General features: G+C 73.3%; 12 protein-coding genes. 3 read left to right on the top strand and 9 right to left on the bottom strand.

The features are described 5' to 3' along the window. The first annotated feature begins 247 nt into the window (after positions 1-247). Positions 248-1,471, top strand: a complete 1,224-nt coding sequence (locus tag ACIRRU_RS11455; RefSeq protein WP_403678809.1) for a trypsin-like serine peptidase — start codon at positions 248-250, stop codon at positions 1,469-1,471. A 77-nt stretch (positions 1,472-1,548) separates the two neighbouring features. On the opposite strand, the gene hflX is transcribed toward ACIRRU_RS11455, so the two are convergent. From hflX to miaA, 6 genes are all read right to left on the bottom strand, one after another. Further along, positions 1,549-3,069, bottom strand: coding sequence for a GTPase HflX (gene hflX / locus ACIRRU_RS11450; protein ID WP_403678807.1), 1,521 nt, complete (start codon positions 3,067-3,069; stop codon positions 1,549-1,551). A 131-nt stretch (positions 3,070-3,200) separates the two neighbouring features. Continuing rightward, positions 3,201-4,646, bottom strand: coding sequence for a M1 family metallopeptidase (locus tag ACIRRU_RS11445; protein ID WP_403678806.1), 1,446 nt, complete (start codon positions 4,644-4,646; stop codon positions 3,201-3,203). 105 nt (positions 4,647-4,751) lie between these two features. Beyond that, a complete protein-coding gene (locus ACIRRU_RS11440; RefSeq protein ID WP_403678805.1) occupies positions 4,752-6,929 on the bottom strand; it encodes a RelA/SpoT family protein in 2,178 nt (725 codons plus the stop codon). 216 nt (positions 6,930-7,145) lie between these two features. Continuing rightward, on the bottom strand, positions 7,146-8,012 hold the full coding sequence (gene dapF, locus ACIRRU_RS11435; protein WP_403678803.1) for a diaminopimelate epimerase: 867 nt from the start codon (positions 8,010-8,012) through the stop codon (positions 7,146-7,148). A gap of 65 nt (positions 8,013-8,077) precedes the next feature. Continuing rightward, entirely contained in the window at positions 8,078-8,530 is a 453-nt protein-coding gene (locus ACIRRU_RS11430) for a hypothetical protein (RefSeq protein ID WP_403679134.1), read from the bottom strand. A 107-nt stretch (positions 8,531-8,637) separates the two neighbouring features. Next, the gene (miaA, locus tag ACIRRU_RS11425; RefSeq protein WP_403678801.1) at positions 8,638-9,576 is read right to left on the bottom strand and encodes a tRNA (adenosine(37)-N6)-dimethylallyltransferase MiaA; all 939 of its coding nucleotides are present in this window, start codon (positions 9,574-9,576) and stop codon (positions 8,638-8,640) included. Positions 9,577-9,814: 238 nt separating this feature from the next. Here miaA and ACIRRU_RS11420 point away from each other — a divergent pair, with 238 nt between their 5' ends. After that, the gene (locus ACIRRU_RS11420) at positions 9,815-10,174 is read left to right on the top strand and encodes an antitoxin (protein ID WP_403678799.1); all 360 of its coding nucleotides are present in this window, start codon (positions 9,815-9,817) and stop codon (positions 10,172-10,174) included. A 98-nt stretch (positions 10,175-10,272) separates the two neighbouring features. On the opposite strand, the gene ACIRRU_RS11415 is transcribed toward ACIRRU_RS11420, so the two are convergent. Both ACIRRU_RS11415 and miaB read right to left on the bottom strand, forming a co-directional pair. Beyond that, positions 10,273-10,989: a class III extradiol dioxygenase subunit B-like domain-containing protein gene (locus ACIRRU_RS11415; RefSeq protein WP_403678797.1), complete on the bottom strand. Its 717-nt coding sequence runs from the start codon at positions 10,987-10,989 to the stop codon at positions 10,273-10,275. A gap of 198 nt (positions 10,990-11,187) precedes the next feature. Then, on the bottom strand, positions 11,188-12,708 hold the full coding sequence (gene miaB, locus ACIRRU_RS11410) for a tRNA (N6-isopentenyl adenosine(37)-C2)-methylthiotransferase MiaB (protein WP_403678796.1): 1,521 nt from the start codon (positions 12,706-12,708) through the stop codon (positions 11,188-11,190). A gap of 111 nt (positions 12,709-12,819) precedes the next feature. Here miaB and ACIRRU_RS11405 point away from each other — a divergent pair, with 111 nt between their 5' ends. Beyond that, positions 12,820-13,818: a TAXI family TRAP transporter solute-binding subunit gene (locus tag ACIRRU_RS11405; RefSeq protein ID WP_403678795.1), complete on the top strand. Its 999-nt coding sequence runs from the start codon at positions 12,820-12,822 to the stop codon at positions 13,816-13,818. Positions 13,819-13,901: 83 nt separating this feature from the next. Here the strand turns inward: ACIRRU_RS11405 and ACIRRU_RS11400 are convergent, their stop codons facing one another. Next, the gene (locus ACIRRU_RS11400) at positions 13,902-15,296 is read right to left on the bottom strand and encodes a sensor histidine kinase (RefSeq protein ID WP_403678793.1); all 1,395 of its coding nucleotides are present in this window, start codon (positions 15,294-15,296) and stop codon (positions 13,902-13,904) included. Positions 15,297-15,311: the final 15 nt, after the last annotated feature.

Raw genomic sequence — 15,311 nt, 5'->3', positions numbered from 1 at the left:
GCGGACGGACTGAGGGGGTGAACGCTGTCCTGGTGTCCCCCGTACGTACCAACGACGCCGGACCCGATGGATCACGGGTGCGTCGGGACATCCACGCGGCGGCGGAACCGCGGACCTGCCGGGAACCGTCACCATCGGCACCCGGCATAGTGGGGGCGCACAGCGGTGCGGAGCACTCGCCTCCGCGCCGGATTGTCCGCAGTGCAGCACCGAGTACCGAGTGACGAAGTCCCAGGGGGATCACGAGATGCGACCCATTCGCCCGACCGATACCGCGCGCCGCGGCAGGCGCGTTCGGCGCACGCGCTCCACGGCGCTCGCCGCGACGGCTATCACCGCCGTCCTGGCGCTCACCGCCACCGCCTGCGGCCCCGAGGAGGACAACGGGGGCGGTTCGCCCAGCGCCTCAACCGACCAGGGCTCCGACGGCAAGGTCGCGATTCCGGACGACCTGAAGAACCGGCTCAAGGAGCACGGGATCGACCCGGACAAGTGGCGCGACGGCGAGTGGAAGAACTGGGACAAGGACAAGTGGCTGCGTGAGGCCAGGGACTTCGTCAACCCGGTCATCGAGGGGCTCTGGGACCCGGACCGGATGCGGGAGGCCGACAAGCCCCCGGAGAACCCGGTGGACAACGACATCTCCGGTGACGAGGGTGTGACCGATCCGACGCCCGCCCCGGTCCGGGCGGCCGGTGTCGCGACGCCGTACCACGACAATGCCCCGGAGTCCGGGAAGCTGCTGTTCGACGGTCCGCAGGGCTCGATGGTCTGTTCCGCGACGGTCGTGAAGGACCCCGCCAACCCCGGCAGGTCCAACATGGTGTGGACGGCCGGGCACTGCGTGCACGCGGGCAAGAAGGGCGGCTGGTACCGCAACATCGCCTTCGTGCCCTCGTACAACAACGACGGTCTGTCGCAGGCGGAGCTGGAGGCCGCGCCCAGGGAGAAGATCGCGCCCTACGGCGTGTGGTGGGGCCGGTGGGCCCAGACCTCCCAGCAGTGGATCGAGCAGGGCGCGTCGGTCGGCGGGCAGGGGGCGCCGTACGACTTCGCGGTGCTGCACGTGACGCCGGAGAAGGGCGCGGGCGGCAAGTCGCTGGAGGAGACGGTCGGTTCGGCGCTGCCGGTCGACTTCGACGCTCCCGCGGTGCCGGAGATCGACGGGATGACGGCGACCGGCTACCCGGCCGCGCCGCCCTACGACGGTCAGAAGCTGCTCCGGTGCGAGGACGAGCCGGGCCGGCTGGCGCTGCGCGAGGGCCAGCCGACGATGTACCGCATCGGCTGCACCATGACCGGCGGCTCCTCGGGGGGCGGCTGGGTCGCGACGGGCCGGGACGGCAAGCCCGCCCTGGTCTCGAACACCTCGATCGGACCGGTCACCGCGGGCTGGCTGGCCGGTCCGCGGCTCGGCGAGGAGGCCGAGGGCGTCTACCGCGCGGTGAGCGAGAAGTACGCGGGCCGGTAGCGGTACGCCGAAGGCCCGGCCCGCACCCTGCGCAGGGTGCGGGCCGGGCCTTCGGCGTGTGCGGGGTGGTGCGGCCGTCAGCGCGCGGCGAGGACGAAGGTCTCCAGCTCGGCGGCCAGCTCCTCGTGGACCTGGGCCTTGAGCAGGGTGCCTTCGGCGGTGTGCTCCTCGGAGAGGACCTCACCCTCGGCGTGCACCCGGGAGACCAGCGCTCCCTGGATGTACGGCACGAGCACCTCGATCTCCACGGACGGGCGGGGCAGCTCGGAGTCGATGAGCGCCAGCAGCTCCTCGATGCCCTCGCCGGTGCGGGCCGAGACCGCGATGGCGTACTTCTCGTTGCGCAGCAGGCGCTGGAGGACCAGGGGGTCCGCCGCGTCCGCCTTGTTGATCACGACGATCTCGCGGACGCCGACCGCGCCGACCTCGCGGATCACCTCGCGCACCGCGGCGAGCTGCTCCTCGGGCACCGGGTGGGAGCCGTCCACCACGTGCAGGATGAGATCGGACTCGCCGACCTCCTCCATGGTGGAGCGGAACGCCTCGACGAGGTGGTGCGGCAGATGCCGGACGAACCCGACGGTGTCGGCCAGGGTGTAGACGCGGCCGCTCGGGGTCTCGGCCCGGCGGACGGTCGGGTCCAGGGTGGCGAACAGGGCGTTCTCGACCAGGACGCCGGCCCCGGTCAGGCGGTTGAGCAGGGAGGACTTGCCCGCGTTGGTGTATCCGGCGATGGCGACCGAGGGCACCTTGTTGCGCTTGCGCTCCTGCCGCTTGATCTCGCGGCCGGTCTTCATCTCCGCGATCTCCCGGCGCATCTTCGCCATCTTCTCGCGGATCCGGCGCCGGTCCGTCTCGATCTTGGTCTCACCGGGACCGCGGGTGGCCATACCGCCACCGCCGCTGGAACCGCCGCCGCCCATCTGACGGGAGAGCGACTGACCCCAGCCGCGCAGCCTGGGCAGCATGTACTGCATCTGCGCGAGCGAGACCTGCGCCTTGCCCTCACGGGACTTGGCGTGCTGGGCGAAGATGTCGAGGATCAGGGCGGTCCGGTCGACCACCTTCACCTTGACGACGTCTTCGAGGTGGATCAGCTGGCCGGGGCTCAGCTCACCGTCGCAGACGACGGTGTCGGCGCCGGATTCGAGGACGATGTCACGCAGCTCCAGCGCCTTGCCGGACCCGATGTAGGTCGCCGGGTCGGGCTTGTCGCGCCGCTGGTACACCGCGTCCAGCACCTGGGCGCCCGCCGTCTCGGCGAGCGCGGCCAGCTCCGCGAGGGAGATCTCCGCGTCGTGCACCGTGCCCGAGGTCCAGACGCCGACCAGCACCACGCGCTCCAGGCGCAGCTGCCGGTACTCGACCTCGGTGACGTCTTCGAGCTCGGTGGAGAGACCGGCCACCCGGCGCAGGGCGGCGCGCTCGGTGCGGTCGAGCTGTTCGCCGTCCCGGGCTCCGTCGATCTCCTGGCTCCAGGCGACGTCCTCTTCCATCAGGGCGTCGGCCCGGCGGGCCTCGGTGAGGCTCTCGGTGGTGTACTCCGTGGCGCTCCGCGCGTTCTGCGCGTCCTGGGGAAGAGAGGAAGAGGAGGTCATTGGATCCTTACGTCAGAGAAGTACGTACGCCAGTCACAACGTGTGATCTTCCCGGATGATTCCCCCGACGGGAACCCCGGTGCGCTGCGCCGTGCCGACGCGTCGATGGTGGCACGGCCCCGGCGGGCCCGTCACGCGGGTTTCGCGCTGCGCCACTGCGGGTGGCCGGGCATCGGCGGCGTCTTCCTCGCGTACAGCCAGCCGTCGAAGAAGGCGGTCAGGTCGCGTCCGGCGATGCCGGAGGCCAGCCGGGTGAAGTCCGCGGTGGTGGCCGTGGAGTCCCGGTGGACCCGGACCCAGGTGCGCTCCAGCCGGTCGAAGGCCGCCTGGCCGATCTCCTGGCGCAGGGCGTAGAGCACCAGAGCGCTGCCGTCGTACACGACCGGGCGGAACAGGCTGAGCTTCTGTCCCGGGGCCGGGCCGTCCGGGTGCGCCGGGGGGCCGCCGTCCGCGCGCCAGCCGTCGGACAGCTCGTATGCCTCGCGCATCCGGCGCTCCAGGGTCGGTCCGCCGTTCTCCGCGGCGTGGCGGGCCTCGTACCAGCTGGCGTGCCCCTCGTTCAGCCATAGGTCGGACCAGGTGCCGGGCGAGACGCTGTTGCCGAACCACTGGTGGGCCAGCTCGTGGACCATCACGGAGTCGACGTACCACTGGGGGTAGGCGGGCTCGGTGAAGAAGGACTTCCCGAACAGCGACAGCGTCTGGGTCTCCAGGGCGAACCCGATGGGGCTGTCGGCGACGAGCACCCCGTACGTCTCGAAGGGGTAGCGGCCGATCTGCTGCTCCATCCACTCCAGCTGGGCCGGGGTCTTCTTCAGCCAGGGCTCCAGCTTCTCGCGGTCGGCGGCCGGGACGACGTCGCGCACCGGCAGCCCGTGCGGGCCGGTGCGGTGCGCGACGGCCGAGCGGCCGATGGAGACCTGAGCCAGTTCGGTGGCCATGGGGTGCCGGGTCCGGTACGTCCAGGTGGTCGTGGCACCGTGCCGGGTCTCTCCCACGGGCAGCCCGGCCGCGACCGCGGTCAGCTCGCGCGGGGCGGTGATCCGGAAGGTGAAGAACGCCTTGTCCGAGGGGTGGTCGTTGCCCGGGAAGACCCGGTGGGCGGCGTCGGCCTGGTTGGCCATGGCGAGCCCGTCGGCGGTACGGACCCAGCCGCCGTCGTCCGCGGCCCCGGCCGGGTCGCTGGTGTGGCGGACGGTGATGTTCAGCGGGGCACCCGCGGGGAGGGGGCGGGGCGGCTGGAGGACGAGGTCCTCGTTCTTGCTGCCGAAGTCGACGCGCCGCCCGTCGACCTCGACGTCGCGGACGGTTCCCCGGGCGAAGTCGAGGTTGATCCGGTCCAGCGGGGCGGTGGTGCGGGCGCTGATCTTCGTGACGGCGTCCAGCGGCTTGGTGTTGGAGCCGTGGTACGTGAAGGCGATGTCGTACGCGAGGACGTCGTAGCCGGGGTTGCCCAGCTCGGGGAAGAGCCGGTCGCCGAGGCCGAGGGGCTCCGGCGCGGGCAGGGTGGCGGCGACGAGGGTGGCCGAGGCGGTGGCCAGCAGGGCGGCCCGCAGGCGGCGGGAGAGGAGCGGCATGCCCCTACCGCTACCAGCGTGCGGCGGCCGGGCCGGGGAGCCGCGCGCCGCACCACCCGAACGGGGCCCGCCCCGTCTGCCGGCCGCGACCCGCCGTGCGGCCGCTCAGCCCGTCGCGGCCGGGTGCTGGGCGCGGCTGACGTCGTAGACCCCGGGGACCTCGCGCATCGCCCGCATCAGGGCGGGCAGCCCGGCGGCGTCGGGGAGCTGGAGGGTGTAGGTGTGGCGGACCCGCTGTTCGCTGGGCGGCTCCACGGTGGCAGAGACGATCGCCGCTTCGGCGGTGGCGATGGCCTCGGTGAGGTCGGCGAGGAGGTGGGGGCGGCCGAAGGACTCCGCGACCAGGGTGACCCGGCAGCCCGTGGCGGCTCCGCCGCTCTCGGCGTCCGCCCAGCGGGCCGCGACCGGGGCACGGCCGATCTCCCGCATGGCGGCCACGGCGGAGCACTCCCGGCGGTGGACGGTGACCGTGCCGCCGCGGACGACGAAGCCGGTCAGCTCGTCGGGCGGCACCGGCGTACAGCATCCGGCGAGCCGTACCGGGGCGTCGGGTCCGTCGACGACGACGTCGGCGGTGCGCGGCCCGGACCGGGTGCGGGCGGGTGCGGCGGCCCCCGGAGCGGCGCGGCCGGGGACACCGCGGGCCGGGGCGCCGACGAGGGGCTCGGTGGGGTCGCCGGGGTCCACGGTCTCCGGGTCGGGCTTCGCCTCGTCGGGGTGGTCGGTGAGCCAGCCGGTGATCGCGATCCGTGCGGCGGGGGTACGGACGTGGTCGAGCCAGTCCGGGGAGGGGCCCGAGGCGGTGTCCTGGGCGAGCAGCAGCTGCACGGTGTCGCCGTCGCTGAGGGTGGTGCTGAGGGTGGCGAGGCGGCCGTTGACGCGGGCCCCGATGCTGGCGTGCGCCCGGTCGCCGTACTGCGCGTAGGCGGCGTCGACGCAGCTGGCCCCGGCGGGCAGCCCGAGGGTGCCGCCGTCGGTGCGGAAGACGGTGATCTCGCGGTCCTGGGCGAGGTCGGCGCGCAGGGTGGTCCAGAAGGTGTCGGGGTCGGTGGCGGACTCCTGCCAGTCCAGCAGCCGGGAGAGCCAGCCGGGCCGGGTCGGGTCGGCGCGCTCGTCGGACGGCTCGGCCGACGGGGCCGCGCCGGGGTCCTGGGCGTACGGGTTGCCGAGGGCGACGACGCCCGCCTCGGCCACCGTGTGCATCCGGTGCGTACGGATGAGAACTTCGGCGACCGCGCCCCCGGGCCCGACGACGGCGGTGTGCAGCGACTGGTACAGGTTGAACTTGGGGGCGGCGATGAAGTCCTTGAACTCGGAGATCACCGGGGTGAAGCAGGTGTGCAGCTCACCGAGGACGGCATAGCAGTCGGCGTCCTCCCCGACGAGGACGAGCAGCCGCCCGAAGTCGGTACCGCGCAGCTCGCCGCGTTTCCTGCGGACCCGGTGCACGGAGACGAAGTGGCGGGGCCGGATGAGGACTTCGGCGCTGATGCCCGCGTCGCGCAGGGTGGTCCGTACGTGGTCGGCGATGGTGTCGAGCGGGGCGTCGGCGCCGTTCGCGGCGGTGATCAGCGCGCGGGTGCCCTCGTACTCCTCGGGGTGCAGGATCGCGAAGACCAGGTCCTCCAGCTCGGTCTTGAGCGCCTGGACGCCGAGCCGTTCGGCGAGGGGGATCAGGACGTCGCGGGTGACCTTGGCGATCCTGGCCTGCTTCTCGGGGCGCATCACCCCGAGGGTGCGCATGTTGTGCAGCCGGTCGGCGAGCTTGATCGACATGACCCGGACGTCGTTGCCGGTGGCGACGAGCATCTTGCGGAAGGTCTCCGGCTCGGCGGCGGCGCCGTAGTCGACCTTCTCCAGCTTGGTGACGCCGTCGACCAGGTAGCAGACCTCCTCGCCGAACTGCTCCCGCACCTGATCGAGCGTCACATCCGTGTCCTCGACGGTGTCGTGGAGCAGGGAGGCGGTGAGGGTGGTGGTCTCCGCGCCCAGCTCGGCGAGGATCAGGGTGACGGCCAGCGGGTGCGTGATGTACGGCTCGCCGCTCTTGCGCATCTGGCCGCGGTGCGAGGACTCCGCGAGGACGTAGGCCCGGTGCAGGATGGTCAGGTCGGCGTCGGGATGGTGGGCGCGGTGCGCCTCGGCGACGTGGCCGATGGCGTCCGGCAGCCGGTCGCGGGAGACCGGCCCGCGCAGCGCGACCCGGCCCAGTCTGCGCAGATCGATCCGGGGGCGGCTCCGCCTGCGAAGGGGAGCACCGGGATCGGCGGCCTCTGCACTCATCGGGGCACCTCCGGCGTCGACCGGCGGGGCGAGGGCTGGATGCGCCTCGGGGCCGGTGCTTGATGCTACCGAGCCCACCACGTGGCGCAGTCCAGCTCTCGCCCAGCGTGAAACGGATCACCCATTCGAGGGAACCTCCGCCCGATCACCGTTTCGAGCGGGCGGGGCGCCGGGGCATCGGCTGCCGGTGCCCCGGATGCCGGGCTCCGGGAGCCGTCAGGGGGCGTCGAGCCAGGCCGGGTCGATGGTGCCCTCGGCGACGATCACGGCGGGTCCGGTCATGTCGATGCCGCCGTCGGGGTGCTCGGTGATGACCAGGGTGCCGCCGGGGAGGTCCACCGTGTACGTCACGGGCAGGCCGGTCCCGGCGGGGTCGGCGCCGTCCCGGCGGGCGGCGGCGACGGCGACCGCGCAGGCCCCGGTGCCGCAGGAGCGGGTCTCGCCCGAGCCCCGCTCGTGGACGCGCATCCCGACGTGGTTCGGACCCCGGTCGACGACGAACTCGACGTTGACGCCTTCGGGGTAGACGGCCTCGGGCGTGACGGGCGGGGCGCTGAGCAGGTCGCCCGCGTGGTCCAGGTCCTCCACGAAGGCGACCGCGTGGGGGTTGCCCATGTTGACGTTGCGGGCGGGCCAGCTGCGGTCGCCGACACTGACCGTGACACCGTCCTCGGGCAGCAGGGCGCGCCCCATGGAGACCGTGATGTCGCCGTTCTTCGCGAGGTGCACCCGCTTGACGCCGGCCCGGGTGGCGACGGCCAGGTCGCCCTCCTCGACGAGGCCCGCGCGCTGGAGGTGATGGGCGAAGACCCGCACCCCGTTGCCGCACATCTCGGCGATCGATCCGTCCGCGTTGCGGTAGTCCATGAACCACTCGGCCTCGTCCGCCATGGCCCGCGCCTCGGGGTGCGCGGCGGACCGCACGACGTGCAGCAGTCCGTCTCCGCCGATCCCGGCCCGGCGGTCGCAGAGCCGGGCGACGAGGGAGGCGGGCAGGACCAGGGCGTTGTCCGGGTCGGGGATGATCACGAAGTCGTTCTCGGTGCCGTGACCCTTGAGGAAGGCGATCTGCGAGGTGCTCACGGGTCAACTGTACGAGGCGGCGCCGACAGTCCGCCCGGCCGACCCGGCCCGCCCCTGCGCGCGTCTCAGCGGAGGCGGGCGACCCGCCAGACGGCGAGGGCGACGAGCGCGGCGGCCGTGGCGGCGTACAGGGCGATCACCCGCCAGTCGGGGCGGTCCCCCGAGCCCCGGGCGGGCAGACCGGGCCAGGTGTGGCCGACGCGGCGGGCGGCCATCATGCCCCAGCCCGCGGCGCAGCCGCTGATCAGGAGCCCCAGCATGGCGACCACGGCGCCGCCGTCACCGAACTCGAAGGCGAGCGGGAAGGCGAACATCAGCGAGCCGACCGCGGCGAGCATCACGATGGGCGCGAGCTGCCAGATCCGCAGTCTCCCGGCGGGCCGGAGCTCGACCTCGACCTCCGGGGTCACGTCCTGCTCGTCGGGCCCGTCCGGGCTCAGCCGTCCCGCGCTCTCCCGCGGCGGCGGTACGTCGTGCTCGGTGTCGCGCTGCTCCGTGTCGCGAGGGCCGGCCTCCATCGCCACGCGCCCTCCCAACTCGGACTCCACTGGTGGATCGATGCTCGATGATGGCACGGTCACGGGTGCCGAACTGACGGGCGGGGCGTCCCGATGCCATCACGTGATCAGGCTGTGACCGCCCGTTCGATCAACGTCAGGGCGCGCCGCGGGAGTTCCCCCCGGTCACGGCGCCCGCCGCCGAGCCAGACGACGCGCGGGTCACGGCGGAACCACGAGTCCTGACGGCGCGCGAAACGCTTGGTGGCGCGTACGGTCTCGGCCCGCGCCTCGTCCTCGGTGCACTCCCCCGCGAGCGCTGCCAGGATCTGCTGGTAGCCGAGCGCCCGGGAGGCGGTGAGTCCCTCGCGCAGCCCGGCCGCCTCCAGGGCCCGGACCTCGTCCACGAGCCCCGTCTCCCACATCCGGTCGACGCGGGCGGCGATGCGTTCGTCTAGTTCGGGGCGGTCCACGTCGACGCCGATCTGGACGGCGTCGTAGACGGGCCGCTCCCCGGGGAGGTTGGCGGTGAAGGGTCTGCCGGTGATCTCGATGACTTCGAGGGCGCGGACGATCCGGCGGCCGTTGCTCGCGAGGATGGACCGGGCTGCCTCCGGGTCGGCCTCCGCGAGCCGGGTGTGCAGGGCACCGGAACCGCGCTCGGCCAGTTCCGCTTCGAGGCGGGCTCGCACTCCGGGGTCCGTACCGGGGAACTCCAGGGCGTCGATGGCGCCCTTCACGTACAGCCCGGAACCGCCGACCAGGACCGGGGTGCGGCCCTCGGCGAGGAGCCGGTCGATCTCCTGCCGGGCGAGGCGCTGGTACTCGGCGACGCTGGCGGCCTCGGTGACGTTCCAGATGTCCAGCAGGCGGTGGGGTACCCCGTCGCGCTCGGGGAGCGTCAGCTTCGCCGTGCCGATGTCCATCCCCCGGTAGAGCTGCATGGAGTCGGCGTTGATCACCTCGCCGTCGAGCCGCTGGGCGAGAAAGACCCCCAGATCCGATTTTCCGGCGGCGGTGGGGCCGACGACGGTGATGACGCGGGGGGCGGAAGCGGGAGGGATCACCGTCACAGTCTCCCAAATCCCCGGGCCCCTCCCGCACCACTGCACGGGCCTGCCCGGACCACGGCCCCGGGGCCTCCGGCGCCACCTCCCGCGGCCTCCCGGACCTCCGCCAGGGGTCCCTGAAAGCGTCAGGGAAACGCTAAAGGGCGAGTAAAGTCGGCAGGGAGGGGCAGGTGGCGGACAATGGGGGTGGGAGAACGCTCCCGCAGACAGTCCTCACTGCACGGAAGGTGACCCAATGGGGTTCCTGGACAACCTGAAGGCCAAGCTGGGACCGGCCAAGGACAAGGTCGGCGACCTCGCGCAGCAGCACGGGGGCAAGATCGAGCAGGGTCTCGACAAGGCCGCGCGTACCGTCGACCAGAAGACCAAGGGCAAGTACAGCGACAAGATCGACTCGGGCACGCGCAAGGCCAAGGAAGCGGTGGACAAGCTGGGCCAGAAGGAGGGCGGTCCGACCGGTACGCCGGGCGCCCCCGGGGCGCACGGCACTCCCGGCACCCCTGGAGCTCCGGGGGCACACGGCACCCCCGGGGCTCCCGGTACGCCCCCCGGCACCCCGGGCCACACCCCGCCTCCGCCGCCGCCCGCCTCCTGACGCGGTGACGCCCCCCGATGGCGGGTGCGGAGCTTCAAGCTCCGCACCCGCCATCGGGCTGTCCGGGGCCGGTCGCGCGGAGCGGGCGCCCGGCCTGTTCAGGACCAGGCGGCGACGGTGTAGCCCACGCCGTACGGGGCGTCCTCGTACAGCAGTCGTCCGGCCAGTCCGGCGCTCCGTGCGGCGCCGCCGAGCAGCTGCCAGGGGGCACGGCCCGCGGCCTTGAGTTCGCGGGCGAGCCCCGGGTCGAGGGCCGCGAGGGCGTCCAGGTCCGCGGAGCCGAGCGCTTCGGTGGCCCCGTGGTCGAACGCGGCGGCCCGCTCGTCGAGGTAGCCGGGTGCCTTGAGCGTCCGGCAGGCGCTGCCGTCGCCCACCACAAGCAGCGCGACGCGCTCCGCCCGCCGGGCCAGGTCCGCTCCGGCCGCCGCGCACTGGCGGGCACCGCTCCGGGTGTCCACCACGAGCCCCTCGACGGGTGCGCCCGTCCAGCGGGTCCGGCCCAGCAGCCAGGCGCCCACCGCGAGGGACTGCGGCAGCGGACGGCCGCCCGGAGCACCGTCCCGCCCGTCGCCCAGCGCCACGTCGAGGCCGACGCCGACGCCCCGGAAGGAGCCGCGCGCCCCGGCCGGGTAGAAACCGGCTTCCCCCTCGTCGCCCGGCCCGACGACGACGAGCAGGTCCGGGCGCGCGGCGGCGAGCACCCCCAGGGCGTCGAGGCAGGCGTCACGGGCGGCATCGAGCTCGGGCGCGGCCCCGGCGGCGACCTCGGGCACCAGGAGCGGCGGGCAGGGGCACACGGCGGCGGCGACAAGCATGCCGGTCAGCGTACTGCCGGTCTCCCCGGGCCGGGCCGGGGAGACCGGTGGCCGGTCCGCCCGTCAGCCTGTCGTGCCCGCGGTCCGGTCCGTCCAGCGGTTGCGCCCGCGGGGAAATGCGTCAGCCGGTCCGGCCGGTCGTGCCCGCGATCCGGTCGCGCGGCCCGGCAGCCGTTCGCGCCCCTGTACCGGGCCGGTTCAGCCCGTCCCGCAGGCCGGGGCCGCGACGGCCGGGAGGGGGGCCGGGGCGCCGATTCCGGGCAGGCCGAGCATCACACCGGCGGGCTTGGCGGCCGCGGCCGTGGTGCGCTTCTCCCAGGCGTCGCCCGCGCGGGTGGCCCGTACGGCGAGCGGGGTGCCCTCGGCGAGCAGGTGGTGCGGGGCGGCGTAGCTGATCTCGACGGTCACCACGTCGCCGGGGCGCACGCTCTGCTCGGGCTGGGTGAAGTGGACCAGGCGGTTGTCGGGGGCCCGGCCGGAGAGGCGCCGCGTCGCGCCGTCCTTGCGGCCCTCGCCCTCGGCGACCATGACCTCCAGGGTGCGGCCGACCTGCTTCTTGTTCTCGTCCCAGGAGATCTGCTCCTGGAGGGCGGACAGCCGCATGTACCGCTCCTGCACGACCTCCTTGGGGATCTGGCCGTCCATGTCGGCGGCAGGGGTCCCGGGGCGTTTGGAGTACTGGAAGGTGAACGCGTTGGCGAACCGCGCCTCGCGGACCGCGTGCATCGTCTGCTCGAAGTCCTCCTCGGTCTCGCCGGGGAAGCCCACGATGATGTCGGTGGAGATGGCGGCGTCCGGCATCGCGGCCCGCACCTTCTCGATGATCCCGAGGAAGCGCTCCTGGCGGTAGGAGCGGCGCATCGCCTTCAGGACGCGGTCGGAGCCGGACTGCATCGGCATGTGGAGCTGCGGCATCACGTTCGGCGTCTCGGCCATGGCGGCGATGACGTCGTCGGTGAAGTCGCGGGGGTGCGGCGAGGTGAACCGGACGCGCTCCAGGCCCTCGATCTTTCCGCAGGCGCGCAGCAGCTTGGAGAAGGCCTCGCGGTCGCCGATGTCGGAGCCGTAGGCGTTGACGTTCTGCCCGAGCAGGGTGATCTCGGATACGCCCTCGGCGACCAGGGCCTCGATCTCGGCCAGGATGTCGCCGGTGCGGCGGTCCTTCTCCTTGCCGCGCAGCGCCGGGACGATGCAGAAGGTGCAGGTGTTGTTGCAGCCGACGGAGATGGAGACCCACGCCGCGTAGGCGGACTCGCGGCGGGTGGGCAGCGTGGAGGGGAAGGCCTCCAGGGACTCGGCGATCTCGATCTGCGCCTCCTCCTGGACGCGGGCGCGCTCCAGCAGCACGGGCAGCTTGCCGATGTTGTGCGTGCCGAAGACGACGTCGACCCAGGGGGCGCGCCGGACGATGGTGTCGCGGTCCTTCTGGGCGAGGCAGCCGCCGACGGCGATCTGCATCCCGGGGCGCTTGGTCTTCATGGGCGCGAGCCGGCCGAGGTTCCCGTACAGCTTGTTGTCGGCGTTCTCCCGCACCGCGCAGGTGTTGAAGACGACGACGTCGGCGTCGCCGTCGGCGCCTTCGGGGGCGCGGACGTAACCGGCGTCCTCCAGGAGACCCGACAGCCGTTCGGAGTCGTGGACGTTCATCTGGCACCCGTAAGTGCGCACTTCGTAGCTCTTCTGGACGTCCACTGCTTCGCTCCGGTTGCCGCTGCTCATGGGAACAAGGGTAGGCGGTCACCGGACAGGGGCGTCCCGGGCCGTCGGCTGTGGGCCGGGCCTCACCGGGAGACCTGGTCAGTGGGCGGGTGAGCTGGCAGGATCGCGCGCATGCCCCACGCTCTGTCCCGATTCGGCCTCCGGCGCAGCCTTCAGGCGGGCGCTGTCCTCGCGGTCGTGCTCGGGCTGCTCGCGTGGTGGCTGCTGCCCCAGCGGGAGGGGGAGCCCAGCGGGACGCTCACCTTCTCGACCGGGGTGCCCAGCGGGGTCTACCAGCGGTACGGGGAGCGGCTCGAGGGCGCGCTCGCCAAGGACATGCCCGAGGTGTCCATACGGCTGCGGACCAGCGAGGGTTCCCAGCAGAACCTGGCCCGGGTGGCGGCGGGCGAGGCCGACTTCACCATCGCCACCGCCGACGCCGTGGCCACCTATCTGCGGGAGGGCAGGCCCGGGGCCCAGCGGCTGCGCGGCTGTGTCCGGCTGTACGACGACTACGTCCAGCTGATCGTCCCCCGCGACTCCGACGTCCGTGAGGTCGCCGATCTGCGGGGCAAGCGGGTGGGCGTCGGCCAGCAGGGTTCCGGGGTGCGGCTGGTCGCGGACCGGCTGCTGACGGCGGCGGGGCTCGCCCCGGACGAGGACATCACCCCCGTGCAGGTGGGCATCGACACGATGCCCGTGCGGCTGGTGAACGGGCAGCTCGACGCGTTCTTCTGGTCGGGCGGGCTGCCGACGGCGGCGGTCCAGGAGCTGTCGGGGCGTTTCGACGTCCGGCTGGTGCCGCTGGAGGCCGACCTGGTGGCGAGGTTGCAGGCGGCGAACGGTCCCACCCGTTTCTACCGGTCCGCGATGATGCCCGCCGACGCCTACCCGGCGGCCCAGCAGGGCCAGGCGGTGCCCACGGTCGCCGTCTCCAATCTGCTGGTGACGACCGACCGCACGGACCCGGCGCTGACCGAGGCCTTCACCCGGACCGTGATCAACAGCCGGGACCGGATCGGCCGGGAGGTGCACGCCGCTCAGCTGGTGGACCTGCGGACGGCGATCTACACCGACCCGCTGGACGTGCACGAGGGCGCCAAGGACTACTACCGCTCGGTGAAGCCGTGACATCCACCGCTCGATGAGGGCTGACGTCCACCGCCGGTGAGCGGGGACGTCGTCGGGCCGGGCGGAGTGGCGGGGCGGGGCCTTCAGCCGCGCGGTGAGTGGCGGGGCACCGACACCCTCACCCGCAGCCCGTGCGGCTCGTGGTGCTCGTACGCGATCGAGCCGCCGCCCGCCGCGAGCAGGGCCCGGGAGATGGAGAGGCCGAGGCCCGACCCGCTGACGTTCTGGTGGCGGGTGCTGCGCCAGAAGCGGTCCCCGACGCGCTCCAGCTCCGCTTCGCTGAGCCCCGGGCCCCGGTCGGCGACGACGACACTCGTCGCGTCGGCGGTCGCGGCGACCGTGACCCGTACGTCCTCTCCGGCGGGGGTGAACTTCAGGGCATTGTCGATCACCGCGTCCAGGGCGCTGGAGAGCGCGATGGGGTCGGCCCACGCGGTGGCCGCCGGAACCCCGTCCAGGGTGAGCTGGACGCCTTTCTCCTCCGCCATCGGGCGCCAGGAGGCGACGCGCTCGGCGGTGAGCGGGACGATGTCGGTCAGCTGGAGGTCCGCCTCGGCGTGCTCGGCGAGCGCGAGGTCGAGGAGGTCGTCCAGGACCCGGGCCAGCCGCTTGCCCTCGGTGCGCACGGCGGCGATCTCCTCGTTGCCGTCGGGCAGCTCCAGGGCGAGCAGTTCGATGCGCAGGAGGAGGGCGGCGAGCGGGTTGCGCAATTGGTGGGAGGCGTCGGCTACGAAGGCGCGCTGCTGCTCCAGAACGTCTTCGACGTTGTCTGCCATCTCGTTGAACGAACGCGCCAGGCGTCTGAGTTCCGGCGGCCCCGCCAGGGCCGCGACCCGGGAGCGCATCCGCCCCCCGGCGATGTCGTGGGTGGCCGCGTCCAGGGTCCGTACGGGCAGCAGCACCCAGCCGGTGAGCCGGACGGCCGCGCCGATCGCCACCAGCAGGGCCAGGGCCTCGCCGAGGCCGATGAACAGCCAGGTCCGCAGGGTCCGCGAGCGCATCTCGCCGGTGGGCGAGTCGATCACGACCACGGCGACGACGTCCCCGTCGCGGACGACGGGCGAGGCGACGACGACCCGGCCGTCGCGCCAGGGCCACACCTGCGGGGGGTCGTGCGAGCGGCGCCCCAGCAGCGCCTCCTTGAAGGCCGTACGCCCCTCCCCCTCGGCGGGCAGGGTCCAGAGGCTGGGCGCCTTCGCCAGAGCCCGGTCGTCCCGGAAGAAGACGCCCGCCCGGATGTCGTACACCGAGGTGTAGACCTCCAGGTCGGTCTGGAGGATCCGGCGGCGTTCCTCGCTGTCCGGCGAGGTGTCGGTGATGGACTGCGCGAGGGCGGCGAACCGCGCCGTGTCGTCGATGCGGTCGACCACGAGGCGCTGCTGTTCGGCGGCGGCGACGCTCACCCCGAGCGGGAGGCCGAGGGTGATCAGGATGGCCGCCATCAGCATGATGAGCAGCGGGAGGAGACGGGTGCGCACCGGGGACGTACCCGC

Origin of the sequence: Streptomyces sp. NPDC101181, assembly GCF_044767975.1 — a bacterium.
Taxonomy (GTDB): domain Bacteria; phylum Actinomycetota; class Actinomycetes; order Streptomycetales; family Streptomycetaceae; genus Streptomyces.
Note: the sequence above shows the minus strand (reverse complement) of the source record. Positions and strands in the feature narration are given on the sequence as shown.

Excerpts from the sequence above, each read along its gene's own strand:
- ACIRRU_RS11455 (WP_403678809.1), top strand. The coding sequence starts at position 248 with ATGCGACCCATTCGCCCGACCGATACCGCGCGCCGCGGCAGGCGCGTT.
- hflX (WP_403678807.1), bottom strand. The coding sequence starts at position 3,069 with ATGACCTCCTCTTCCTCTCTTCCCCAGGACGCGCAGAACGCGCGGAGC.
- ACIRRU_RS11445 (WP_403678806.1), bottom strand. The coding sequence starts at position 4,646 with ATGCCGCTCCTCTCCCGCCGCCTGCGGGCCGCCCTGCTGGCCACCGCC.
- ACIRRU_RS11440 (WP_403678805.1), bottom strand. The coding sequence starts at position 6,929 with ATGAGTGCAGAGGCCGCCGATCCCGGTGCTCCCCTTCGCAGGCGGAGC.
- ACIRRU_RS11430 (WP_403679134.1), bottom strand. The coding sequence starts at position 8,530 with ATGGAGGCCGGCCCTCGCGACACGGAGCAGCGCGACACCGAGCACGAC.
- ACIRRU_RS11420 (WP_403678799.1), top strand. The coding sequence starts at position 9,815 with ATGGGGTTCCTGGACAACCTGAAGGCCAAGCTGGGACCGGCCAAGGAC.
- ACIRRU_RS11415 (WP_403678797.1), bottom strand. The coding sequence starts at position 10,989 with ATGCTTGTCGCCGCCGCCGTGTGCCCCTGCCCGCCGCTCCTGGTGCCC.
- miaB (WP_403678796.1), bottom strand. The coding sequence starts at position 12,708 with ATGAGCAGCGGCAACCGGAGCGAAGCAGTGGACGTCCAGAAGAGCTAC.
- ACIRRU_RS11405 (WP_403678795.1), top strand. The coding sequence starts at position 12,820 with ATGCCCCACGCTCTGTCCCGATTCGGCCTCCGGCGCAGCCTTCAGGCG.